General features: G+C 68.0%; 21 protein-coding genes. 4 read left to right on the top strand and 17 right to left on the bottom strand.

What is annotated here, in order from left to right:
• Nucleotides 1-241: 241 nt before the first annotated feature.
• Nucleotides 242-1,630: an adenylosuccinate lyase gene (purB, locus tag HWX14_RS08100; protein WP_175882244.1), complete on the top strand. Its 1,389-nt coding sequence runs from the start codon at nucleotides 242-244 to the stop codon at nucleotides 1,628-1,630.
• Between the two features lie 77 nt (nucleotides 1,631-1,707).
• On the opposite strand, the gene HWX14_RS08105 is transcribed toward purB, so the two are convergent.
• The gene (locus HWX14_RS08105; RefSeq protein ID WP_175882245.1) at nucleotides 1,708-3,129 is read right to left on the bottom strand and encodes an FAD-dependent oxidoreductase; all 1,422 of its coding nucleotides are present in this window, start codon (nucleotides 3,127-3,129) and stop codon (nucleotides 1,708-1,710) included.
• Nucleotides 3,130-3,404: 275 nt separating this feature from the next.
• Here HWX14_RS08105 and HWX14_RS08110 point away from each other — a divergent pair, with 275 nt between their 5' ends.
• On the top strand, nucleotides 3,405-4,052 hold the full coding sequence (locus HWX14_RS08110; protein WP_175882246.1) for a TetR/AcrR family transcriptional regulator C-terminal domain-containing protein: 648 nt from the start codon (nucleotides 3,405-3,407) through the stop codon (nucleotides 4,050-4,052).
• A gap of 71 nt (nucleotides 4,053-4,123) precedes the next feature.
• Here the strand turns inward: HWX14_RS08110 and HWX14_RS08115 are convergent, their stop codons facing one another.
• From HWX14_RS08115 to edd, 4 genes are all read right to left on the bottom strand, one after another.
• On the bottom strand, nucleotides 4,124-4,627 hold the full coding sequence (locus HWX14_RS08115) for a gluconokinase (protein WP_175882247.1): 504 nt from the start codon (nucleotides 4,625-4,627) through the stop codon (nucleotides 4,124-4,126).
• Between the two features lie 13 nt (nucleotides 4,628-4,640).
• Nucleotides 4,641-6,002 (bottom strand): GntP family permease, encoded by a 1,362-nt coding sequence (locus tag HWX14_RS08120; RefSeq protein WP_011544578.1) that lies wholly within the window; start codon nucleotides 6,000-6,002, stop codon nucleotides 4,641-4,643.
• Nucleotides 6,003-6,219: 217 nt separating this feature from the next.
• Nucleotides 6,220-6,846: a bifunctional 4-hydroxy-2-oxoglutarate aldolase/2-dehydro-3-deoxy-phosphogluconate aldolase gene (eda, locus tag HWX14_RS08125; RefSeq protein ID WP_011544577.1), complete on the bottom strand. Its 627-nt coding sequence runs from the start codon at nucleotides 6,844-6,846 to the stop codon at nucleotides 6,220-6,222.
• Between the two features lie 19 nt (nucleotides 6,847-6,865).
• The gene (gene edd / locus HWX14_RS08130; RefSeq protein ID WP_175882248.1) at nucleotides 6,866-8,722 is read right to left on the bottom strand and encodes a phosphogluconate dehydratase; all 1,857 of its coding nucleotides are present in this window, start codon (nucleotides 8,720-8,722) and stop codon (nucleotides 6,866-6,868) included.
• 294 nt (nucleotides 8,723-9,016) lie between these two features.
• Here edd and HWX14_RS08135 point away from each other — a divergent pair, with 294 nt between their 5' ends.
• Nucleotides 9,017-9,865, top strand: a complete 849-nt coding sequence (locus tag HWX14_RS08135; protein WP_126359737.1) for a MurR/RpiR family transcriptional regulator — start codon at nucleotides 9,017-9,019, stop codon at nucleotides 9,863-9,865.
• A gap of 93 nt (nucleotides 9,866-9,958) precedes the next feature.
• On the opposite strand, the gene HWX14_RS08140 is transcribed toward HWX14_RS08135, so the two are convergent.
• The 9 genes from HWX14_RS08140 to bamE form a co-directional block, all read right to left on the bottom strand.
• Entirely contained in the window at nucleotides 9,959-10,381 is a 423-nt protein-coding gene (locus tag HWX14_RS08140) for a CopD family protein (RefSeq protein WP_089466671.1), read from the bottom strand.
• A 23-nt stretch (nucleotides 10,382-10,404) separates the two neighbouring features.
• A complete protein-coding gene (locus HWX14_RS08145; RefSeq protein WP_175882249.1) occupies nucleotides 10,405-11,676 on the bottom strand; it encodes a glutamate-5-semialdehyde dehydrogenase in 1,272 nt (423 codons plus the stop codon).
• Between the two features lie 198 nt (nucleotides 11,677-11,874).
• A complete protein-coding gene (gene holA, locus HWX14_RS08150; protein ID WP_053524953.1) occupies nucleotides 11,875-12,969 on the bottom strand; it encodes a DNA polymerase III subunit delta in 1,095 nt (364 codons plus the stop codon).
• 18 nt (nucleotides 12,970-12,987) lie between these two features.
• A complete protein-coding gene (gene lptE, locus HWX14_RS08155; RefSeq protein ID WP_027811048.1) occupies nucleotides 12,988-13,539 on the bottom strand; it encodes an LPS assembly lipoprotein LptE in 552 nt (183 codons plus the stop codon).
• Nucleotides 13,540-13,577: 38 nt separating this feature from the next.
• The gene (gene leuS, locus HWX14_RS08160) at nucleotides 13,578-16,172 is read right to left on the bottom strand and encodes a leucine--tRNA ligase (RefSeq protein ID WP_175882250.1); all 2,595 of its coding nucleotides are present in this window, start codon (nucleotides 16,170-16,172) and stop codon (nucleotides 13,578-13,580) included.
• Between the two features lie 294 nt (nucleotides 16,173-16,466).
• Entirely contained in the window at nucleotides 16,467-16,922 is a 456-nt protein-coding gene (locus tag HWX14_RS08165; RefSeq protein ID WP_175882251.1) for a biopolymer transporter ExbD, read from the bottom strand.
• Between the two features lie 24 nt (nucleotides 16,923-16,946).
• Nucleotides 16,947-17,615 carry a MotA/TolQ/ExbB proton channel family protein gene (locus HWX14_RS08170; protein WP_023478171.1) on the bottom strand — a complete coding sequence of 223 codons (669 nt, stop codon included), beginning with the start codon at nucleotides 17,613-17,615 and terminating at the stop codon, nucleotides 16,947-16,949.
• Nucleotides 17,616-17,633: 18 nt separating this feature from the next.
• Complete coding sequence (gene dapB / locus HWX14_RS08175; protein WP_175882252.1) at nucleotides 17,634-18,431, bottom strand: 4-hydroxy-tetrahydrodipicolinate reductase; 798 nt, start codon at nucleotides 18,429-18,431, stop codon at nucleotides 17,634-17,636.
• 65 nt (nucleotides 18,432-18,496) lie between these two features.
• On the bottom strand, nucleotides 18,497-19,294 hold the full coding sequence (bamE, locus tag HWX14_RS08180; protein ID WP_175882253.1) for an outer membrane protein assembly factor BamE: 798 nt from the start codon (nucleotides 19,292-19,294) through the stop codon (nucleotides 18,497-18,499).
• Nucleotides 19,295-19,435: 141 nt separating this feature from the next.
• Here bamE and fur point away from each other — a divergent pair, with 141 nt between their 5' ends.
• Nucleotides 19,436-19,864 carry a ferric iron uptake transcriptional regulator gene (gene fur / locus HWX14_RS08185; RefSeq protein ID WP_006400349.1) on the top strand — a complete coding sequence of 143 codons (429 nt, stop codon included), beginning with the start codon at nucleotides 19,436-19,438 and terminating at the stop codon, nucleotides 19,862-19,864.
• A gap of 85 nt (nucleotides 19,865-19,949) precedes the next feature.
• Here the strand turns inward: fur and HWX14_RS08190 are convergent, their stop codons facing one another.
• From HWX14_RS08190 to HWX14_RS08200, 3 genes are all read right to left on the bottom strand, one after another.
• Entirely contained in the window at nucleotides 19,950-20,483 is a 534-nt protein-coding gene (locus HWX14_RS08190) for an ureidoglycolate lyase (protein WP_175882254.1), read from the bottom strand.
• 14 nt (nucleotides 20,484-20,497) lie between these two features.
• Nucleotides 20,498-21,505: an allantoicase gene (gene alc, locus HWX14_RS08195; protein ID WP_175882255.1), complete on the bottom strand. Its 1,008-nt coding sequence runs from the start codon at nucleotides 21,503-21,505 to the stop codon at nucleotides 20,498-20,500.
• 104 nt (nucleotides 21,506-21,609) lie between these two features.
• A complete protein-coding gene (locus HWX14_RS08200; protein ID WP_175882256.1) occupies nucleotides 21,610-22,929 on the bottom strand; it encodes a C4-dicarboxylate transporter DctA in 1,320 nt (439 codons plus the stop codon).
• Nucleotides 22,930-22,991 lie beyond the last annotated feature (62 nt).

A 22,991-nucleotide genomic window follows, 5' to 3' on the forward strand; every position in this document is an offset into this window, starting at 1 on the left:
CGGGCGGCGGTCGGGAAGAAGCCTGCATTCTACCGGCGGGCGCGCCCGGCCGGCGGCCTGACGGACGGCCCGGCGCGCCTGCGCGGGCGAGCGCCGGCATGCCGTTCGCGCGCCGCCCGCGCATCGCTCGCCCGTGGCGGCCGCGGCCGGACCGGTTCGGTCGGGATCGACGCGCGCCGATGGTAAAATGCCGGATTCTCCTCCCCTCGTTCGCCCCGGCCCCAAAAGGCCCTGCCCGATCATGTCCGACACTCGTCCCGATACGCTTTTCGCCCTCACCGCGCTCTCGCCCATCGACGGCCGCTACGCCAGCAAGACCGAAGCGCTGCGCGACTGGCTCTCCGAAGCCGCCTTCATGCGCCACCGCGTCACCGTCGAGGTGCACTGGCTGATCGCGCTGTCGCGCGCCGGCTTCGCGGAAGTCCCGCGCTTCTCGGAAGCCTCCGAGCAGTTCCTGCTGCAGCTCGCCGAGCGCTTCACCGCGCACGACGCCGCGCGCATCAAGGAAATCGAGCGCGTGACGAACCACGACGTGAAGGCCGTCGAATACTGGCTGAAGGAATCGGTGAAGGGCCAGGCCGAACTCGAGAAGGCGAGCGAATTCATCCACTTCGCGTGCACGTCCGAGGACATCAACAATACCTCGCACGGGATGATGCTCGCCGGCGCGCGCGAACACGTGATCCTGCCGGCGCTGCGCACGGTCTACCAGCGCCTCGTCGCGCTCGCGCACGCGCACGCCGAACAGCCGATGCTGTCGCGCACGCACGGCCAGCCGGCCAGCCCGACGACGCTCGGCAAGGAACTCGCGAACGTCGCCGCGCGCCTCGCCCGCGCGATCACGCGCATCGAGAAGGTCGAGATCCTCGGCAAGATGAACGGCGCGGTCGGCAACTTCAACGCGCACCTGTCCGCGTATCCGGAATTCGACTGGGAAGCGTTCTCGCGCGACGTGATCGAAAACCGCCTGAAGCTCACGTTCAACCCGTACACGATCCAGATCGAGCCGCACGACTACATGGCCGAACTGTTCGACGCCGTGGCGCGCGCGAACACGATCCTGCTCGACCTCGACCGCGACGTGTGGGGCTACATCTCGGTCGGCTACTTCAAGCAGAAGACGAAGGCCGGCGAAATCGGCTCGTCGACGATGCCGCACAAGGTCAACCCGATCGACTTCGAGAACTCGGAAGGCAACCTCGGCCTCGCGAACGCGACGCTGCGCCACCTCGCCGACAAGTTGCCGGTGTCGCGCTGGCAGCGCGATCTGACCGACTCGACGGTGCTGCGCAACATGGGCGTGGCGCTCGGCTACTCGCTGCTCGCGTACGACTCGCTGATCCGCGGCCTCGACAAGCTCGAAGTGAACCCGCAGCGCCTGAACGACGATCTCGACAACTGCTGGGAAGTGCTCGCGGAGCCGGTGCAGACGGTGATGCGCCGCTACGGCATCGAGAACCCGTACGAGCAGCTGAAGGAACTGACGCGCGGCAAGGGCATCACGCGCGAGGCGCTGCAGGAATTCGTCGGCACGCTGGCGATCCCGCAGGAGGCGAAGGATCGCCTGCTCGCGATGACGCCGGCGTCGTACATCGGCAAGGCCGTCGAACTCGCGAAGCGGATCGCGTAAGCACCGCCGTCGCCCCGACGAAAAAGCCCAATGCGAAGCAATTCGCATCGGGCTTTTTGTTGCCTGCCGCAATCCGGTCAGAACGAGATCATCCGCCCCGGATTCAACGCGCTCATCACGCTCATCGCGGCCTTTGCGGCGGGAATCGCGATCGGCGACAGCTGCCGGCCGAGCGGAATCGCGCGATGGTCGATGCCCGTGAGCATCGAGAAATCGTCGTTGCGGCCGACGAAATCGTCGCAGATCGCCTTGCCGATCCGCACCGTCTGCGCGACGCCGTGCCCGCTCCAGCCCTGCACCATGTACATCGGCACGCGGCCGTCGGTCTTGCGGCTGTCGGTCGCGCCGTTCAGCGTGAAGTCGCTGACGCCGCTCCAGCAGTAGTCGAGCGCGAAGCGGCCGTCGTGCTGCGGAAACACCGTGTTCAGCCGCGTCAGCAGATACGCGTTGACGTCGGGCTGCGCCCAGCAGCTGCCGGTGCCCTGCCCGCCGAACAGCAGCCGGTTGCCGCGCACCGGCCGGTAGTAGTCGATCTGGAACTGCGTGTCGTACACCGGCATCCCGGCCGGCAGCAGCGTCGCGACGTCGACGTCGAGCGGCGCCGTCACGCTCACGTACGTGAAGAACGGCACGGTGGTCGCCGCGCCGTCGTCGAGCAGCCGGAACGTCGTGTTGTGCAGCGCGAGCACGACGCCGCGACGCGCGGTGATCGTGCCGCCCGGCGTCGTCGCGACGACGCCCGCGGGCGTCTCGTCGAGTTCGAGCACCTCGGTGCCCTCGAACAGCGCACCGCCGTTCAGCCGGAAGCCGTGCACGAGACCGCGCACCAGCGCGAGCGGATGGATCTGCCCGCCGATCTCATCGATCGCCGCGCCGTGATACAGCCCCGAGCGCACGTATTCGTCGTGCAGCTGATGGCGGCCGACGAGCTTCACGCCCGCGTCGCCGAGATGGCGGCGCGCATCCGCGCCGTCGAGCAGCGCGCTCATGTGGCCGGGGTGGACCGCCGCCGTGACGTGGCCGCGCTTGCGGTCGAGATCGAGCGCGTAACGCGCGCCGATCCCGTCGATCAGGTCCATCGACTCGGCCGACGCGAAGCGCCACAGCCGCTTCGCATCGTCGTGCGACAGGTTCTCGATCATGTCGGCGGCTTCCCAGCGCGCGAGGCCGGGCGTCAGTTGCCCGCCGTTGCGGCCCGACGCGGCCGAGCCGACGTGATGCTTGTCGACGAGGATCGTGTCGACGCCCGCTTCCGCGAGATGCAGCGCCGCCGATGCGCCGAGCAGGCCCGCGCCGATCACGAGCACGTCGCAGACGGCGTCGTGCGCGAGCGGCGCGCTGTTTTCATGGCGCGACAGCGACGCCTCGTACCAGTTCGCCGGGCGCTCGCCGTCATAGCGGGCCGGATCGCACCAGTTCCAGTTGTCTTTTTCGATGTTCAGTTGCGTTTGCTCGAAACGCGCTTCGCCCCGGATCAGGGCTCGGTTATTGGAAGTCATGATTGCACTTGCATGGTCTTGGGCCGCCTGTCGAAGAGCCTGTTGGCTTCGCGGGTGGGGGCAGCCGGTTCCACATGGGTGTCAACGAGAAAAGGGGCGCGATGGCCCGTGTTGACGGCGGCGCGCTCGTGCCGCCTGGATCCCGGACTGTGCGAAAGCACGTATTGAAAGGTGCCGGGACACCCAATTTCTACACCGCAGAAATAATTCTACAGTGTAGAATAAGCTTTCGTCAAGTTTACAGTCGGCACCGCCCGGCGCGCCATCCCGCCTCGATGAAAGACAAACCCGCCCAAGGGCCGCGCGGCCTCGACAAGGACGCGATCGTCGCGGCCGCGCTCGCGCTGCTCGAAGACGTCGGCGAAGCCGCGTTCAGCGTGCGCAAGCTCGCGCAATCGGTCGGCTGCGACCCGATGAGCGTGCTGTATCACTTCAAGTCGAAGGACGGCCTGAGCCGCGCGATCGCGAATGCGCTGTCGCGCTCGCTCGTGCCGGTCGATCCGTCACTGCCGTGGCGCGAACGGCTGCGCGACCTCGCGCGCCAGTACCGCGCGCTCGCGCTGCGCTACCCGGCCGCATTCGCGCTGCTGCAGCGGCACATGAGCACGGGGCCGGCCGATCTCGCGCACATCGAGGCCGTGCATCGCGCGCTGACCGACGCCGGCATCCCGCGCGCGGCGCTGCCGTCGGTATGCGTCGGCTGGTATGCGAGCGTGATCGGCCTCGCCGCCGCCGAGGCCGGCGGCCTCACGCGCGCCGCGAACGACGTCGAGCTCGCGGAAATGCACGCGCTGTCCGACGCCGCGCATCCGCTCGTGAAGTCGGCCGCCCCGCTCTATGCGCAGCTCGATCCGGCGGTCGTGCACGACACGATGCTCGACGTGCTGCTCGACGGCATCGCGCAACGCGCGCACACGGCCTGAGCGGCGTCCGCGCCGCCAACGAAAAAGGCGCCCGAAGGCGCCTTTTCCAGGACGATGACCGCGAACCGCGCTCAGTGCGGATGCGCGAGGCCGATCTTCAGCATGACCTGATCGACGATCTGCTCGGGCGTCAGCTCGATGCTGACCTCGATCGCCTCGTCCGGGCCCGGCTCCTCGAGCGTGTCGAGCTGGCTCTTCAGCAGCGACGGATCGAAGAAATGGCCGGTGCGGCTCTTCAGGCGCTCCTGCAACACCTCGAACGAACCCTTCAGATACACGAACCGCACGTCGGTATCGGTGCCGCGCAGCACGTCGCGGTACGAGCGCTTCAGCGACGAGCACGTGAACACGGCCGTCTCGCCCGCGTGCTGCTTTTCCTCGATGGCCGCGCGGATCGTGCGCAGCCACGGCCAGCGGTCTTCATCGGTCAGCGGAATGCCGTGGTGCATCTTTTCCTTGTTCGCCGCGCTATGAAACGCGTCGCCATCGGTATAGCTGCACGACAGGCGTTCCGCCAGCATTTCGCCGATCAGCGACTTGCCGGCGCCCGACACGCCCATTGCGATCAGAATCATTGACTACCCCTTGTTACAGAACCACGCTCAGCAACAGCGTAAAGCTCAGACCGAGCACCGAGATGATGGTTTCAAGCAGCGACCAGGTCTTGAACGTCTGGCCGACCGTCATCCCGAAATATTCCTTGATCAGCCAGAAGCCGCCGTCGTTCACGTGCGAGAAGATCAGCGAGCCCGAGCCCGTCGCGAGCACCAGCAGCTCCGGCCGCACCGACGCGCCCGACGCCGCCGCGATCGGCGCGACGATGCCGCAGGCCGTCGTCATCGCGACCGTCGCCGAACCCGTCGCGAGACGCATCAGCGCCGCGACGAACCAGCCGAGCAGCAGCGGCGACAGGTGCGCGTGCTTCGCGGTCTCGACGATCTGCTGCGAGATCCCGCTGTCGCGCAGGACGCCGCCGAAGCCGCCGCCCGCGCCGACGATCAGCGTGATGCCGGCGATCGGCGCCAGGCACTCGCCGCAGAACTTCTGGATCTGGTCGCGGTTGAAGCCCTGCTTCGCGCCGAAGGTCCAGAAGCTCACGAGCACGGCGATCAGCAGCGCGACGTCGGAGTTGCCGGCAAAGCGCAGCAGGTTGTTCGGCAGCGACTTCGGCGTGAACACCAGGTCGGCCCAGCTGCCGACGAGCATCAGCACGACGGGCAGCAGGATCGTAAACAGCGTGATGCCGAAGCTCGGCAGTTCGCGCTTGCCGCCGTCCGTGCGCGAATCGACGAATTGCGACGCGAGCGGGTTGTTTTCCGGCAGCTTCACGAACTTCGAGATCATCAGCGCGAACAGCGGGCCCGCGATGATCGCGGTCGGCACGCCGACGACCAGGCCGAACGCGATCGTCTTGCCGATATCGGCGCCGTATTGCTGGACGGCCAGCAGCGCGGCCGGGTGCGGCGGGATCAGCCCGTGCACGACCGACAGGCCGGCCACCATCGGCAGGCCGACGACGAGCAGCGACTTGCCGGTGCGCTTCGCGACGTTGAACGCGATCGGGATCAGCAGCACGAAGCCGACTTCGAAGAACACCGGCAGGCCGACGATGATCGCGACGAACATCATCGCCCAGTGGATGTTCTTTTCACCGAACCAGTCGATCAGCGTGGTCGCGATCCGCTCGGCGCCGCCCGATTCGGCCATCATCTTGCCGAGCATCGTGCCGAGGCCGACGACGATCGCGATGTGGCCGAGCGTGCCGCCGGTCCCCGTTTCGAACGACTTGACGATCTTGTCCATCGGCATGCCGACGACGAGACCGAGGCCGAGCGAGACGATGATCAGCACCAGGAACGGGTAGATCTTGTAGCGCGCGATCATCAGGATCAGCGCGGCAATCGCGATCAGCGTGAATACGAGCAGCATGCTGCCTTGGACGGCCCCCATGTGGCACTCCTCCTAGAATTGTTCGAACCGGGCGAGTCGTTGCGAGTATGCCCGGCTATGCAGGTCTCCGGAACACGGGGGTACCCCCCCGTCAGGACGCTGAATTTTACTTATCTTTGCGATCCGCGGATAGAACCGGTTCCATCAGCAAAAACCCTCGGTAAAACAAGCACTAACGCTTGCTTTCCGAGGGCCAAACCGTCATCTGGTACAAGCCTTAACGGGGCAGTTGGCTCGCCGCTTGCGCGAGGCGCGTGACTTCGGCCCAGTCCTGCGCGGCGAGCGCGGCCTTCGGCGTGAGCCACGAGCCGCCGACGCACACGACGTTCGGCAGTTTCAGGAAGTTCGGCGCGGTATCGACCGTGATGCCGCCCGTCGGGCAGAACTTCAGCGCCGGGAACGGGCCGTGGAACGCCTGCAGCATCGGCACGCCGCCCGCCTGCTGCGCGGGGAAGAACTTCACGATGTCGTAGCCGAATTCGAGCGCCTGGATGATGTCGCTCGGCGTCATCACGCCGGGCAGCAGCGGCAGGCCCGCGTCGAGCGACGCGAGGTGCAGTTCCTTCGTCAGGCCCGGCGACACGCCGAACTTCGCGCCCGCGCGCTTCGCCTGCGCGCAGTGCTCGGGCTTCGTGATCGTGCCGACGCCGACGACGATGTCGTCCGCGAGCTGGCTCGCGCGCTGGATCGCTTCCAGCCCGGCCGGCGTGCGCAGCGTGATCTCGAGCACCTTCACGCCGCCGGCGTGCAATGCGCGCGACACGTTTTCGCCCTGCTCGACCGAGTCGAATGCGAGCACCGGAATGACCGGGCCCAGCTTCACGATTTCAGCAATCGTCTTCATTGAATTGGCTCCTTGAAATTCATGCGGCGACGTGGGCGGCCGTTTCGCCGACCAGCGTCCCGAAAACCGATGCGCCCTGCTCGGCCGGTGCGGCCGCCGCGCGGAACACGCCGAACAGTTCGCGCCCGAAACCGACTTCGTTCTCGGCCTGGTGCCGCGGCTGCGCGACCGCGCGCGCAAGCCACTCGGCTTCGTCGACCTCGATGTCCAGCACGCCGGCTTCCGCGTCGATCACGAGCGTATCGCCCGTCTTCACCTTGCCGATCGGGCCGGCCAGCAACGCTTCCGGCGACACGTGGATCACGGCGGGCACCTTGCCCGACGCGCCCGACATGCGGCCATCGGTCACCAGCGCGACGTGGAAGCCCTGATCCTGCAGCACGCCGAGCAGCGGCGTCAAACGGTGCAGCTCGGGCATGCCGTTCGCGCGCGCGCCCTGGAAGCGCACCACCGCGACGAAATCGCGCTTCAGCTCGCCGCGATCGAACGCTTCCTGCACGGCTTCCTGCGAGTCGAACACGATCGCAGGCGCCGTCACCTTGCGATGCTCGGGCGCGACCGCCGAGATCTTGATCACGCCGCGGCCCAGCCGGCCCTGCATCAGGCGCAGGCCGCCGTCCGGCTGGAACGGGTCGCGAATGCCGCGCAGCACCTTCGTGTCGTGGCTCTCGGCCGCGCCGTCGACCCACGTCAGCTTGCCGTCGATCAGCTTCGGCTCCTTCGTGTAGTGCGTGAGACCCTTGCCGGCGACGGTGGTCACGTCCTCGTGCAGCAGCCCGCCTTCGAGCAGGTTGCGCACCAGGAACGCGACACCGCCCGCCGCGTGGAAATGGTTCACGTCGGCCTTGCCGTTCGGGTAAATCTTCGCGAGCAGCGGCACGACGGCCGACAGCTCGTCGAAGTCGTTCCAGTCGATCAGGACGCCGGCCGCGCGCGCGATCGCGACGAGGTGCAGCGTATGGTTGGTCGAGCCGCCCGTCGCGAGCAGCGCGACGATCCCGTTGACGATCGCCTTTTCGTCGATCACATGGCCGATCGGCGTGTAGCGGCCGCGCTCGACGGTCAGGTCGAGCACGCGGCGCGCGGCCTCGGCGGTCAGCGCGGTGCGCAGCGGCGTGTGCGGGTGAACGAATGCCGAGCCCGGCAGGTGCAGCCCCATCAGCTCCATCAGCATCTGGTTGCTGTTCGCGGTGCCGTAGAACGTGCAGGTGCCGTGGCCGTGATATGCGGCCGATTCGGCTTCGAGCAGCGCGTCGCGGCCAACCTGGCCGGTCGCGAACTGCTGGCGGATCTTCGCCTTGTCGTCGTTCGACAGGCCGCTCGTCATCGGGCCGGCCGGCACGAAGATCGTCGGCAGGTGGCCGAACTGCAGCGCGCCGATCAGGAGGCCCGGCACGATCTTGTCGCAGATGCCGAGGCAGAGCGCCGCGTCGAACATGTTGTGCGTGAGCGCGATCGCCGTGCCCATCGCGATCGCCTCGCGCGAGAACAGCGACAGCTCCATCCCCGGGTTGCCCTGCGTGACGCCGTCGCACATCGCCGGCACGCCGCCCGCGAACTGCGCGACGCCGCCGTTCTCGCGCGCGGCCGCCTTGATGATCTCGGGGAAATCCTTGTACGGCGCGTGCGCCGACAGCATCTCGTTGTACGAGGACACGATGCCGATGTTCGGCTCGCGGATCGCCTTGATCGCGAACTTGTCGTTGCCCTCGAGGCCCGCGAAGCCGTGCGCGAGGTTCGCGCACGACAGCGCGCCGCGTGCCGGGAACTTGCCTTGCGCGCCGTCGATGCGCTGCAGATAGGCGGAACGGGTCGATTGGCTGCGGGCGATCACGCGTTCGGTGACCTTCGCCAGGGTGGGGTGCAGCGACGTCATGCTGGGCGCTCCTGTATGCCGGCCGACACCGGCGGTTGGAATCGTGGGGACGGTCGAGCTTCGTCGATCGAACGAAGCCAGTCTAGTAGAAAAACTACAAGCATGCAATGCGGATCGACGCGCACGCAACCGCCATTCCCGCCACCAGCAAGGCTTTAATCAGTGAAAACCCTAATTCACGCTGCCGACGCCACATCGAAACCATCGCGGTTGCGCTAGTATTTTCTTGTAGATTTTCTACAATTCGATTGCGATACACTCGCTCATCCGAACCCGATTTCCACGTGCCGTCCCATGCTGCCTCGCATTGAAGCGATCCGCGCCGAGTTGCGCCCGTCCGAGCGCAAGCTCGCCGACTACATCCTCGCCGCGCCGCGCGAGGTGCTCGACCTCGCGATGACCGAGCTGTCGACCCGCGCGGGCGTCAGCCAGCCGACCATCGCGCGCTTCTGCCAGGCGCTCGGCTGCAGCGGCTTCCGCGAATTCAAGATCCGGCTCGCGCAAAGCGTCGCGCCGGGCGTGTCGTCGGTGTACCGCGACGTCGAGCCCGACGAGCCGGCGCCCGGCATCATCGGCAAGGTATTCGACCGCACGATCGGCGCGCTGATCGAGGTGCGCAACAGCCTGTCGGCGGGCAGCGTCGCCGATGCGATCGCGCTGCTGTCGAACGCGTCGCGCATCGAGTTCTACGGCGCGGGCGGCTCGGGCATCGCCGCGCAGGACATCCAGCACAAGTTCTTCCGGCTCGGCGTGCCGAGCGTCGCGTATTCGGATCCGCACACGTTCTCGATGTCGTCGGCGCTGCTCGGGCCGCACGACGTCGTCGTCGCGATCTCGAACACCGGCCGCACGCGCGACATCGTCGACGCCGCGCGCTCCGCGCTCGCGTGCGGCGCGAAAGTCGTCGCGATCACGCAGAGCCATTCGCCGCTCGCGAAGCTCGCGACGGTCAGCCTCGCGTCGAACGTCGCCGAGGAAACGGACGTGTTCTCGCCGATGACGTCGCGGATGTCGCATCTCGCGATCGGCGACATTCTCGCGGTCGGCGTCGCGCTGTCGCGCGGGCCGGCGCTGATGGAGCGCGTCGGCCGCGCGAAGGAAGCGATCACGCGGCGCCGGATCGACGACCCGACGAAGGAGTAGCCGTCGCGGAACGCCGCGCGTAAACGAACGACGGCGCCCCGCGGGGCGCCGTTGCGCATGATTCGACGGCGACGGTTTCGCCGGCCGCCCCGCTCAGAACGGCTTGATCACCACCAGCGCGACCGCCGCGAGCATGCCGAGCACCGGCAGCTCGTTGAACACGCGATACCACTTGTCGGAGCGGCGGTTCTCGCCGCGCTCGAACACCTTCAGCAGGTGCCCGCAATACGCGTGATAGACGATCAGCAGCAGCACGACCGTCACCTTCGCGTGGATCCAGCCCTGCCCCTGGCCGATGCCGATCACGAGCCACAGCCACAGCCCGCAGGCCAGCGCGGGCACCGCGATCATCGTCATGAAGCGGAACAGCTTGCGCGCCATCAGCAGCAGGCGCCGCACCGCGGCCGGATCGGTCTCCATGGCCAGGTTCACGTAGATGCGCGGCAGGTAGAACAACCCCGCGAACCACGCGGCGATCAGAACGACATGGAACGTCTTGACCCAGAGCATTGCCATCGATTGTGCGCCTCGCGGTTGACTTACTGACGGCCTTCGCCGTGCCCGAGCACGACGTACTTCAGCGACGTCAGCCCTTCCAGGCCGACGGGGCCGCGTGCGTGCAGCTTGTCGTTCGAGATGCCGATTTCCGCGCCGAGGCCGAATTCGAAACCGTCCGCGAAGCGCGTCGACGCGTTGACCATCACGCTCGCCGAATCGACTTCGCGCAGGAAGCGCATCGCGCGGTCGTGATCCTCGGTGACGATCGCATCCGTGTGATGCGAGCCGTAATGGTTGATGTGCTCGATCGCGGCGTCGAGCCCGTCGACGACCTTGATCGCGAGCACCGGCGCCAGATATTCGGTGTGCCAGTCTTCTTCGGTCGCGTCGACGAGCGGGCCGACGCCCGCATCGGCGAGCACCGCGCGCGCGGCCGCATCGACGCGCAGTTCGACCTGCTTGTCGCGATACAGCGTGCCGAGCGGCGGCAGCAGCTTCGCGGCGATGCCGCTCGACACCAGCAGCGTCTCCATCGTGTTGCAGGTGCCGTAGCGGTGCGTTTTCGCGTTGTCGCAGACGGTCAGTGCGCGGTCGAGATCGGCGCGATCGTCGACGTACACGTGGCAGATGCCGTCGAGGTGCTTGATCATCGGCACACGTGCCTCGTTGATCAGCCGTTCGATCAGGCTCTTGCCGCCGCGCGGCACGATCACGTCGACGTACTCGGTCATCGTGATCAGCTTGCCGACCGCCGCGCGATCGGCCGTCGCGACGACCTGCACCGCGTCCTGCGGGAGGCCTGCCGCCTCGAGCCCTTCGCCGATCAGCTTCGCGAGCGCCGCGTTCGATTCGAGCGCTTCGGAGCCGCCGCGCAGGATCGTCGCGTTGCCCGACTTCAGGCACAGCGCGGCCGCGTCGATCGTCACGTTCGGGCGCGACTCGTAGATGATGCCGATCACGCCGAGCGGCACGCGCATCTGGCCGACCTGGATCCCGCTCGGGCGGAATTTCAGGTTGCCGATCTCGCCGATCGGATCGGCCAGCGACGCGACCTGGCGCAGCCCTTCGACCATCGTGTTCAGCGCCTTGTCCGACAGCGTCAGGCGGTCGACGAACGCCGCATCGAGCCCCTTTTCACGCGCGCGGGCGACGTCGCGTGCATTCGCGTCCTTCAGCGCCTGCGCGTCGCGTTCGATCGCGCGGGCCACGGCGTCGAGCGCCGCGTTCTTCGCGGCCGTGCTGGCGCGCGCCATCGCGCGGGAAGCGTGCCGGGCGCGACGGCCCAGGTCGGTCATGTACTGATCGATATCCATCGTGTGACTCGAGAAGCGAGCCGCGCGGAGCGGCATGAATTCGTGGGGGAAGCGGGACGGCCATCCGGGCGGGCGGCCATCCGAGACGGCCATCCGGGCGGGCTAACGGCCGCACAACCGCGCCGCGCAGGGCGGCGCCCCGTTCATCGAAGCATTGTAAGCGGGTTGCGCAGCGCGCGCTGAAGGCCCGAACGGGACTTAGCGTCGCACGCGACCCGCGGTCGGCGGTCGCTCGCCGCGGGCGCCCGCAACCGTCATCGCGAGCTGGAACAGCCCGTCCCAGGGGTCGGGCGGCGGTTCGTCCTGCGTGCGGCGGCCCGGCGTGACGGCGGACAAGCCCTTCACCTGCCGGTCGAGCTTCGCGGCGAACGCGAGCGCCTTCTCGAGCACCGCTTCCGACACGCGGTTCAGCGCGGGCGCGATCAGCCGCTCGCGCGGCCCCCACACGCGGTTCTCGCGCAGCAGCGTCGCGAGCGGCTTGCCGGCCGTCGTGCCGCGCTTGATCCGCAGCAGCGTGCGCAGTTCCTCGACGACGGCCCACATCACGAGCACGATCGCCTCGCCCTCGCCTTTCAGCCCGTCGATCATCCGCGCGAGCCGCGCGGCGTCGCCGGCGAGCATCGCTTCGTTCAGCTTGAACACGTCGTAGCGCGCGACGTTCAGCACCGCGTCGTGCACCTGCTCGAACGACAGCGCGCCCTGCGGATACAGCAGCCCGAGCTTCTGGATTTCCTGGTGCGCGGCGAGCAGGTTGCCCTCGACGCGCTCCGCGATGAACTGCAGCGCGCGGCGCCCGTCGTCGCCGGAGGCGACGCGCTGGCCCTGCATCGACAGGCGCTGGCCGATCCAGTTCGGCAGTTGCGCGCGGTCGACCGGATCGATCTTCAGCGCGACGCCGCCGTTCTGCAGCGCGGTAAACCATGCGGATTTCTGCGTGGCCGCGTCGAGGCGCGGCAACGTGACGAGCATCAGCGCATCGGGATTGGGCGTGGCCGCGAGCGTCTTCAGCGCATCGGCGCCTTCCTTGCCGGGCTTGCCCGACGGAATGCGCAGCTCGATCAGCTGGCGCTCGCCGAACAGCGACATCGCCTGGGTCGCGCCGAGCAGCACGCTCCAGTCGAAGCCGCGCTCGACCGTATGCACCGAGCGCTCGGTGAAGCCGGCCGCGCGCGCGGCCGCACGAATGCGGTCGCACGCTTCCTGCGCGAGCAGCGGCTCGTCGCCGTAGACGGTATAGAGCCCGGCCAACCCCTTCGCGAGGTGCGGCTCCAGCGCATCAAGTCGCAATTGCATCGCTGCGTGCGCCTGCGATCAGAGCGGCGGCGGCGGCAGCGGCGCGCGCGGCGCCACGCCCGGCACCACGTCCTCCGGCGCCGGCGTCAGCGAGTGAACGATCGCGAGACGCCGCATCAGCTGGTCGACCGCGTCGTTCTGCATGTCGCCGTACAGGATGTCGGCTTCCTGCGCCTTCGCGTTCGTGTACTGGTCGCTGTACGTCATCGCGCGGTTCAGCGCGATCGCGCTCGGCGGGATCAGCACGGTGCCGTCCTTGCTCGTCAGCGTGTAGTTCAGCGTGTAGAACAGCGCGTATTCCTGCGCGGAGCCGTACTTGTTCAGCGTCAGCGTGTTCTGGCCACGCGACTCCCACATGCGCAGTACGGCGTCGGCGTCGTCCGCCGACTTGACGATCTTCGTGTCGCTGCCGGCCTGGACGAGGCGCGTGAGCCGCGCCTCGACGGGCGCCGGCGCACCGGCCACGAACAGCTGCTTGAACGCGTAGTCCTGCTGGCCGCGCAACTGGAAGCCGCATGCCGACAGCGCGACCGCGCTGCCGACGAGCATCAAAAACGATCTGCGGATCACCTTCGCTCCTTCTGGGTACGTCCGACGGCCGGCGGCCGTCAGACGACGATGTTCACGAGGCGGCCCGGCACGACGACGATCTTCTTCGCCGGCTTGCCGTCGCTGAATTTCGCGAATGCCTCGTCGGCCACCGCCGCCGCTTCGATCGCGTCGCGGCTCGCGTCCTTCGCGACCTTCAGCGCACCGCGCACCTTGCCGTTCACCTGCAGCACGAGTTCGATCTCGGCCTGCTCGAGCGCGGCCTCGTCGACCTTCGGCCACGGCGCATCGAGCAGCGGGCCGAATTCATCCGCGTAGCCGAGCGCCTTCCACAGCTCGAACGTGACGTGCGGCACGACCGGGTACAGCACGCGCAGCAGCACGCCGTACGTCTCGCGCAGCACGGCGGGCGTCGCGCCCTTCGCGCCGTCGATCGCGTTCAGCATCTTCATCGCGGCCGACACGACCGTGTTGTACTGCAGCCGCTGGTAGTCGAAATCGGCCTGCTTCAGCACGCTGTAGATCTCGCGGCGCAGCGCCTTGTCGGCGTCGCCGAGCGTCGCTGCGTCGAAACCGGCGCGGGCGGCGAGCGCTTCGCGATTGCCGGCGCCGAAGCTCCACACGCGGCGCAGGAAGCGGCTCGCGCCTTCGACGCCCGCGCCCGACCACTCGAGCTGCTGCTCGGGCGGCGCCGCGAACATCGTGAACAGGCGCGCGGTATCGGCGCCGTACTGGTCGATCAGCAGTTGCGGATCGACGCCGTTGTTCTTCGACTTCGACATCTTCTCGATGCCGCCGAGCACGACCGGCTGGCCGTCCGCATTCAGCGTCGCGCCGACCGGGCGGCCCTTGTCGTCGTGCGTGACCGTCACGTCGAGCGGGTTGTACCAGGTCTTCTTGCCCGCCGCGTCCTCGCGGTAGTACGTCTCGTTCAGCACCATCCCCTGCGTGAGCAGGTTCTTCGCCGGCTCGCCGAACTTCACGAGGCCGAGGTCGCGCATCACCTTGGTCCAGAAGCGCGAATACAGCAGGTGCAGGATCGCGTGCTCGATGCCGCCGATGTACTGATCCATCGGCATCCAGTAATCGGTGCGCGCGTCGACCATCGTCTCCGCGTCCGGCGCCGTGTAGCGCGAGAAGTACCACGACGAATCGACGAAGGTGTCCATCGTGTCGGTTTCGCGCTTCGCGGCCGCGCCGCACTTCGGACACGTGCAGTTCAGGAACGCTTCGGACTTCGCGAGCGGGTTGCCCGAACCGTCCGGCACGAGGTCTTCCGGCAGCACGACCGGCAGATCGGCTTCCGGCACCGGCACGTCGCCGCACGACGGGCAGTGGATGATCGGGATCGGCGTGCCCCAGTAGCGCTGGCGCGACACGCCCCAGTCGCGCAGGCGCCACGTGACCTGCTTGTCGCCGAAGCCGCCGGCCTTCAGGTCGGCCGCGACCGCATCGACCGCTTCCGCGTAGCGCAGGCCGTCGTACTTGCCGCTGTTCACGCAGACCGCGGTTTCCTTGTCGCCGTACCACTCCTGCCATGCGTCGAGCGAGTACGTCTGCCCTTCGCTCGCGATCACCTGCTTGATCGGCAGGTCGTATTTCTTCGCGAACGCGAAATCGCGCTCGTCGTGGCCCGGCACGCCCATCACCGCGCCTTCGCCATAGCTCATCAGCACGTAGTTGCCGATCCACACCTCGACCGGCTCGCCGGTCAGCGGGTGCTTGACCGAGAAGCCGGTCGCGACGCCCTTCTTCTCCATCGTCGCGACGTCGGCCTCGGCCACGCCGCCGCGCTTGCATTCCTCGATGAACGCGAGCAGTTCCGGCTTGTCCTGCGCGAGGCGCGTGGCGAGCGGGTGCTCGGCCGCGACCGCGCAGAACGTGACGCCCATGATCGTGTCGGCGCGCGTCGTGAACACGCGCAGCAGCTTCTGCTCGCCGTCGAGTTCGTACGGGAAGCCGAAGTTCACGCCGAAGCTCTTGCCGATCCAGTTCTGCTGCATGATCTTCACGCGCTCGGGCCAGCCGAGGCCGTCGAGGTCGTTCAGCAGTTCATCCGCGTACTGCGTGATGCGCAGGTAGTACATCGGGATCTCGCGCTTCTCGACGAGCGCGCCCGAGCGCCAGCCGCGGCCGTCGATCACCTGCTCGTTCGCAAGCACGGTCTGGTCGACCGGGTCCCAGTTCACGGTGCCCGTCTTCTTGTACGCGATGCCCTTCTCGAGCATCTTCAGGAACAGCCACTGGTTCCACTTGTAGTAGTCGGGTTTGCACGTCGCGATTTCGCGCGACCAGTCGATCGCGAGCCCCATCGACTGCATCTGGCCCTTCATGTAGTCGATGTTGTCGTAGGTCCACTTCGCGGGCGGCACGCCGTTCGCCATCGCGGCGTTCTCGGCCGGCATCCCGAACGCGTCCCAGCCCATCGGCATCAGCGTGTTGTAGCCGTTCATCCGCAGATAGCGGTACATCACGTCGTTGATCGTGTAGTTGCGCACGTGACCCATGTGCAGCTTGCCGGACGGGTACGGCAGCATCGATACGCAGTAGAACTTCGGCTTCTGCGAATCTTCCTTCGTCTTGTAGGCATCGGCTGCGCGCCAGTCGCCCTGGGCGGCGGCTTCGACGTCGGCGGGTACGTATCTCTCGTGCATGGTGTGGTTCGGGCTTGGCTTTAAGCGGCGCGACGGCTCGCGCGCAGGATTGGATCGAAAATCGTGCGTGCCCGGCGGCACGGCAGGTTCGCTGTTGCGGGACCTGTTCGGGGTGTCCGGATATTTTCCGGGTTGCCTGGAAAATGCCGGGTTACCTGGAAAAAACCTGCCAGCCGGGAAAAACGATGATTATACCGTCAGCGCCGGCCCATCCGGCCGGTCTTGCGGCGCGCGGCGCGATCCCGCGGCGGGCGCGAACCGGCCTGACGATCCGCGCGGCGGTTCGCCGGCGCGTCAGTGTTGCGCGCCCGCGGCGGCGGGCGCCGCGGCACCCGCCGGCGGCACGTCGGTCACGAAGCCGATCCGCGTGAGGCCCGCGGCCTGCGCGGCGCCCATTACCTGCGCGATCACGTCGTAGCGCGTCGCGCGCGACGCACGCAGCCGCAGCTCGGGCGGCGCGGCGCCCGCAGCGGCGGCCTTGAACCGCGCGGGCAGCGCGTCGAGCGCCACGGGCGCGTCGTCCCAGTACAGCTTGCCCGCGTCGTCGATCGACAGCGTGACGGATTGCGGCGTGTCGCGCGCGACACTCGCCGCGACCTTCGGCAGGTCGAGCCGGATCGCGTGCGTCATCAGCGGCGCGGTGATGATGAAGATGACGAGCAGCACGAGCATCACGTCGATCAGCGGCGTCATGTTGATCTCCGCCATCGGCGCGGACGTCTTGTGGTGCTCGAGCCCGCCGAATGCCATGGTCGTTCCTCCGGAGCCGGCGCGTCAGGCGCCCTGCGCGCACACGAATACGTGCAGGTCGCGTGCGAAGCCGTCGAGTTCCTCGGCGAGCTGCCGGACGAGCCGGCCGAGGATGTTGTACGCGAGCACCGCGGGAATCGCGACGACCAGCCCGAACGCGGTCATGATCAGCGCCTCGCCGACCGGCCCCGCGACGTTCTCGATCTGCGCCTGCCCGCTCGCGGCGATGCTGCCGAGCGCGTGATAGATGCCCCATACGGTGCCGAGCAGCCCGACGAACGGCGCGGTGCTGCCGATCGACGCGAGCAGCACCTGGCCGAATTCGAGGCGCCGCTGCGAGCGCAGCATCGCATGACGCAACGCGCGCAGCACGCGTTCGCTACGCTCGACGCGCGCGGCGAGCGCGGTGGGGTCGTGGTCGTCGGCCGCGTCGCGCGCGGCTTCGGCGAGCGGCACGAACACGCGCTCGCGATCGGCGCCGGCCAGCGCGGCGATGCCCGCGTCGAGCGACGGCGCACGCCAGAACGCGGCGAGCGCGCGCGGCCCCTGCCGCTTCGCGCGGACCAGCAGCCAGGCTTTCATGAAGAGGAAGCACCAGCTGGCGACGGACATCGCCAGCAGCACATAGGAGACGGCGTGCGTGATCGCATCGCCGCTTTCGAGGTAGTGGACAACGCCGGTGGGAATCGCCATCGGAGTTTCCTCGCGGTGTCAGCGCAGGCCGAGCACGTCCTGCATGTCGAACAGGCCGGCGCCGCGCGCCGACAGGAAGCGGACCGCACGCAACGCGCCCTGCGCGTACGACACGCGGCTCGACGACTTGTGCGTGATCTCGATGCGCTCGCCGATCCCGGCGAACAGCACGGTGTGATCGCCGACGATGTCGCCGCCGCGCACCGCGGCAAAGCCGATCGACGACGGATCGCGTTCGCCGGTCACGCCGTGGCGGCCGTACACCGCGCAGTCGTCGAGCGAGCGGCCGAGCGCGCCGGCGACGGCCTCGCCCATCATCAGCGCGGTGCCCGACGGCGCATCGACCTTGTGGCGGTGATGCGCTTCGATGATCTCGATGTCGTAGCCGTGCGAGAAATGCTGCGCCGCGAATTCGAGCAGCTTCAGCGTGACGTTCACGCCGACGCTCATGTTCGCCGCGAACACGATGCCGATCTTGCCCGCCGCGGCCTGCAGCCCGGCCTTCTGCTCGGCGGTGAAGCCGGTCGTGCCGATCACGAGCTTCACGTCGTGGCGCAGCGCGGCCTCGATGTGGGCCATCGTGCCTTCCGGACGCGTGAAATCGATCAGATAGTCGGCCTGCGCGAACACGGCGTCGAGGTCGTCGGTCAGCTTGACGCCGGTGTCCTTGCCGAGGAACGCACCGGCGTCCTGGCCGAGGAACGGCGAACCGGCGCGGTCGAGCGCGCCGACGAGCTGCGCGTCGGCATCGTTGAGAACGGCTTCGATCAGCATCCGGCCCATTCGGCCCGATGCGCCGGCAATCGCAATCTTCATGGCTTTCTACACGACAGGTCTAAAGGCGGGCGGCGCATGCCGCCCCGTTTCCGCAGGCCGGCCGCTTACTGCGCCGGGGCGGTGAGCGGCTGGTTCTGCAGGTTGTCCGAGCCTTGCGGGCCGACCGGCGGCGGCGCCTCGTTCGACACGTTCGGCTGCGGCGGACGATGGAACTGGAACTGCGGCTGGATCGCCGGCGCGGCGCCCGGCGGCTGGCCGCCCGGCACCGGCGCGCCGCCCGAGGCCTTCGCGGCCGGCGTGAACCGGCGCGAACCCGAACCCTGCCCCGACACCTGGTTGGTCGCGCGGTTCGCCGCGCGCGCCGCCTGGGCGTTCGCATCCTGGTCGACCACCGCGCCGGGCGCCGGCTCGGCGGCCGGGCTCGCGGCCGCGGCAGCCTGCGCGGCGCTCGCGGCGGCGGCAGCTTCCGAAGCCTTCTTCGCCGCGGCAGCGGCCTTCGCCTTCTTGCCGCCGCGATCGCCGTCGATGTCGGCCAGCAGGTCGAGTTCGGACGGCAGGTTGTCGGCGCCGGTCCAGCTCGCGACCCGATCGCCCGAGAAGGTCACCACGAGGTCGCGCTGCTGGACGATCGACGTCGAGCCGCGCTTGAAGTAGAAGAGGTAATCCCAGCGATCCGCGTGGAACATGTCCGCGAGCAGCGGCGTGCCGAGCAGCGCGCGGACCTGCTCGCGCGTCATGCCGACCTGCAACTGTGCGGCCTTCTCCTGCGACACGAAGTTGCCTTGCACGACGGTGATCCGATACGGCGTGATGCTCTGCGCGATGCGCTGCGTCACGCTGTCGTACGACGAACAACCCGCCAGCGCGACAACGGCGGCGGCAGCGATGATGGCACTCCGCATGCGACTCCTCTGAAAGTGCGAAAGCGATTCTGGGATCATTTCCTTCACCGTGCTGGCCCGCGTGCAGGCCGCGCGTATATCTGGAACGGCGAAAAGCCGGTAACATTGAAGCCCTGCATTGTACTCTAGGGATGCCTAGCCATGACCAATCCGACGGATCTCAAGAATATCGGGCTAAAGGCCACCCTACCGCGCCTCAAGATTCTCGAGATCTTCCAGCAGAGCCCCGTGCGCCACCTGACGGCCGAAGACGTCTACCGCAACCTGCTCAACGAGCAGCTCGACATCGGGCTCGCCACCGTCTACCGCGTGCTCACGCAGTTCGAGCAGGCCGGCCTGCTGTCGCGCAGCAACTTCGAATCCGGCAAGGCGGTGTTCGAGCTGAACGAAGGTTCGCACCACGACCACCTCGTGTGCCTCGATTGCGGCCGCGTCGAGGAATTCTTCGACGCCGAGATCGAGAGCCGCCAGCAGGCGATCGCGAAGGAGCGCGGCTTCCGGCTCCAGGAGCACTCGCTCGCGATGTACGGTTCGTGCACGACCGAGAACTGCCCGCACCGCAAGCACTGAATCGCGCCAACTCGCGCACGCAGCACGGCCCGGCCGGCATCTCGCCGCCCGGGCCGTGTGCTTTTCCGGCGCGCGCCGGGAATCCTTACGAAAGCCCTTCGGCGCTCGCGCAGGCCGGCTCGAAATCGAGCGCCCACGCGCGTTCCAGCGGGATCTCGTCGCAGTTCGGCTGCGGCCCGCCGCGATCGACGATCACGAAATCGCTGACCGCGTCGAGCGCGAGCAGCGGATGGTGCCAGACGCCCTTCGCATAATTGACGCCCTGCCAGCCCTCGGCCAGGAACGCGCGCATCGCGTCGGGCCGGAATTCGCCGGCCGGCGCGACGACGATCGCGTAGCGCGACACGGCCGCCAGCGGGATGAACGCCTGGCTGCCGTGCGGGTGACGCTCCATCAGCGTGACCGCGACCGGCAGCGCGCGCGGCTGCGCGCGAAACACGCTGACGAGCGGCCGGCCGCCGTCCGCGCACACGTCGATCGTCGCGAGATCGTGAAAGCGCTCGGTCGTGCCGCCGTTGATCGGGAAATGCCGCGCGCCTTCGAGCGCGATCACGTCGCCGAACGGCGCGAACGCTTCGCGGGTCAGGCGCTCGACGCGCAGGATCGGGGTTCCGCTCATGCCGCCGCCCTCCTTCAAGCCGGTTCGCCCCACAGACGCAGGCGCGACACGCCGCCGTCCGGGAAGATGTTGAAGCGCACGTGCGTGACGGGGCCGAGCGCCGCGAGCTGATCGAACGTGTGCACGTGGTCCATCTGCAGCTTCTGCTCGCCGAGCAGTTCGGCCCAGAACATCGCCTGCGTGACGAGCGAATCGTCGGTGCCGCCCGTGACGTGCGCGGCCTGCAGCGAGCAGCGGTCGGGGAAATTGCCCTTGAAGAAGGCCGTATCGACCTCGACGCGCCGGATGATGCCCGGCCGCGCGAGCGCGACGATCGCCCAGTCGTTGCCGGGCTCGCGGCGCCGCCGCGTTTCCCAGCCGTCGCCCATGTTCACGCCGCGCCCCGGCATCAGCATCTGCGAGGCCGGGCCGAAGTGCTGGTTGTTCGCGGTCACGAGATAAGCGCCGTTCTCGATCGCCGCGAGATCGACGAGCTCGCCGGCCGGCACGTGGCGCCAGTCGCGCTGCGGCTGGCCGTACACGCGCAGCCGCGCGAGCCCGCCGTCGGGGTACAGGTTCACGCGCAGGTGGGTGACCGGCTGCGCATCGTCGACGCTCACGTAGTGATGCGAATTGCCCTGCAGCGTCGTCGCGGGGACGATCGTGCGCCATGCGGCGTCGTCCGGCGGCGTGTCGCCGTCCGCCGCGCACCCCTCGATCGACGCGGCCGGCGGGAAGTTGCCGGTGAAGTGGCTCGTATCGAGATCGACGCCGTGGATCACGCCCGGCCGCGCGAGCCGCACCACGCAGAAATCGTGGCCGGTCGTGCGCTTGCGGCGCGTTTCCCAGCCGTCCATCCACTTGCCGTGGTCGTCGTACTTGCCGGGAATGAACACGGCCGGCTCGGGATTGAGCATGCGCTCCTTCGGCGCGAAGAATTCGTCGCTGGCGAAGAGCGCCTGCGCGCCCAGGCGCGGGTCGGCGAGGTTCATGTAGCGCCGCGTGAAAGCCGGCGCGTTCGGATCGAGGATGGGGGCTGCCATGTCGTCTCCCTTATTTTCACAAGCGCCGGCGCGTCAGCGCGCCGGTCGCATGAAGGTCGGTCGCGCACCGCGGCCGGGGAAGCCGCGCCGCGCGAGCGTCGTGTTCAGAGCGCGTGGGCCTGGTCGCCTGCGACCGGTGCGGCGCTGCCCGGCGCATCGGCCACGTAGCGCAGCTCGCGGTTCAGCACGCGCGTCGCGCGGGCGCGGTCGATGTCGTTCTCCCACACGGCAACCACCACCGTCGCGACGCAGTTGCCGATCAGGTTGGTCAGCGCGCGGGCGATGCCGACGAACCAGTCGACCGGCAGGATCAGCACGAGGCCGAGCACCGGAATCGCGGGAATCGCCGACAGCGTCGCCGCGAGGATCACGATCGCCGAGCCGGGGATACCGTGCGCGCCTTTCGACGTGACGAGCGACACCAGCAGCACGACGATCAGGTCGTGCGTGGACAGCGGCGTGTTGGTGGCCTGCGCGATGAACAGCACGGCGAGCGTCAGGTAGATCGAGAAGCCGTCGAGGTTGAACGAATAGCCGGTCGGGATCACGAGGCCGACCGTCGAATCCTTGATGCCCATGTATTCGAGCTTGCTCATCACCTGCGGCAGCACCGCGTCCGACGACGCCGTGCCGAGCACGATCGACAGTTCCTCGCGCAGGTAGCGGATCAGCTTGAACACCGAGAAGCCCGCGAGCCGCATCACCACGCCGAGCACGACCGTGACGAACACGATGCAGCTCAGGTAGAACACCGCGACCAGGTAGCCGAGCTGCTTGAGCGACGACACGCCGTACTTGCCGGTCGTGAACGCGATCGCGCCGAGCACGCCGAGCGGCGCGAGCTTGATGATGAAGCCGATGATCTTGAAGAACACGTGCGACAGTTCCTCGATCAGCGAATTGACGCGCTGCGCCTTGTCGCCGAGCAGCGACAGCGCGGAGCCGAACAGCACCGCGAACACGAGGATCTGGAGGATGTCGCCCTTCGCGAACGCGTCGATCGCGGTCTCCGGGATGATCTTCATCAGGTAGCCGGCCGTGTCCTTCAGGCTTTCGGCGTTCTTCGCGTACGTCGACAGCGACGCCGCGTCGAGCGAGCGCAGGTCGATGTTCATCCCGACGCCCGGGCGCGTGACCCAGGCGAGCACGAGCCCGATGCCGAGCGCGAGCGTCGTCATCACCTCGAAGTAGATCACGGCCTTCAGGCCGACCCGGCCGACCTTCTTCAGGTCGCCCGCATTGGCCATCCCGCTGACCACGACGCAGAACACGATCGGGCCGATCACCATCTTGATCAGCTTCAGGAAGCCGTCGCCGAGCGGTCGCAGCGACTCGGCGAAATGCGGGAAGAACGCGCCGAGCGCGACCCCCAGTATCAATGCGACGACTACCCGGCCAAACAGCGAATTGAGGAATTTCGACACGGCGCTCTCCCGATCCAACGGTTGCAGTTTCGTCTGTTCATACTGGTAAGACCAGTGATGTT

The sequence above is a fragment of the Burkholderia sp. BCC0044 genome (genome assembly GCF_902832955.1).
Taxonomy (GTDB): Bacteria; Pseudomonadota; Gammaproteobacteria; order Burkholderiales; family Burkholderiaceae; genus Burkholderia.

Coding starts and splice junctions, on each gene's coding strand:
- purB (WP_175882244.1), top strand. CDS start 242: ATGTCCGACACTCGTCCCGATACGCTTTTCGCCCTCACCGCGCTCTCG.
- HWX14_RS08105 (WP_175882245.1), bottom strand. CDS start 3,129: ATGACTTCCAATAACCGAGCCCTGATCCGGGGCGAAGCGCGTTTCGAG.
- HWX14_RS08110 (WP_175882246.1), top strand. CDS start 3,405: ATGAAAGACAAACCCGCCCAAGGGCCGCGCGGCCTCGACAAGGACGCG.
- HWX14_RS08115 (WP_175882247.1), bottom strand. CDS start 4,627: ATGATTCTGATCGCAATGGGCGTGTCGGGCGCCGGCAAGTCGCTGATC.
- HWX14_RS08120 (WP_011544578.1), bottom strand. CDS start 6,002: ATGGGGGCCGTCCAAGGCAGCATGCTGCTCGTATTCACGCTGATCGCG.
- eda (WP_011544577.1), bottom strand. CDS start 6,846: ATGAAGACGATTGCTGAAATCGTGAAGCTGGGCCCGGTCATTCCGGTG.
- edd (WP_175882248.1), bottom strand. CDS start 8,722: ATGACGTCGCTGCACCCCACCCTGGCGAAGGTCACCGAACGCGTGATC.
- HWX14_RS08135 (WP_126359737.1), top strand. CDS start 9,017: ATGCTGCCTCGCATTGAAGCGATCCGCGCCGAGTTGCGCCCGTCCGAG.
- HWX14_RS08140 (WP_089466671.1), bottom strand. CDS start 10,381: ATGGCAATGCTCTGGGTCAAGACGTTCCATGTCGTTCTGATCGCCGCG.
- HWX14_RS08145 (WP_175882249.1), bottom strand. CDS start 11,676: ATGGATATCGATCAGTACATGACCGACCTGGGCCGTCGCGCCCGGCAC.
- holA (WP_053524953.1), bottom strand. CDS start 12,969: ATGCAATTGCGACTTGATGCGCTGGAGCCGCACCTCGCGAAGGGGTTG.
- leuS (WP_175882250.1), bottom strand. CDS start 16,172: ATGCACGAGAGATACGTACCCGCCGACGTCGAAGCCGCCGCCCAGGGC.
- HWX14_RS08165 (WP_175882251.1), bottom strand. CDS start 16,922: ATGGCATTCGGCGGGCTCGAGCACCACAAGACGTCCGCGCCGATGGCG.
- HWX14_RS08170 (WP_023478171.1), bottom strand. CDS start 17,615: ATGGCGATTCCCACCGGCGTTGTCCACTACCTCGAAAGCGGCGATGCG.
- dapB (WP_175882252.1), bottom strand. CDS start 18,431: ATGAAGATTGCGATTGCCGGCGCATCGGGCCGAATGGGCCGGATGCTG.
- bamE (WP_175882253.1), bottom strand. CDS start 19,294: ATGCGGAGTGCCATCATCGCTGCCGCCGCCGTTGTCGCGCTGGCGGGT.
- fur (WP_006400349.1), top strand. CDS start 19,436: ATGACCAATCCGACGGATCTCAAGAATATCGGGCTAAAGGCCACCCTA.
- HWX14_RS08190 (WP_175882254.1), bottom strand. CDS start 20,483: ATGAGCGGAACCCCGATCCTGCGCGTCGAGCGCCTGACCCGCGAAGCG.
- alc (WP_175882255.1), bottom strand. CDS start 21,505: ATGGCAGCCCCCATCCTCGATCCGAACGCGCCGGCTTTCACGCGGCGC.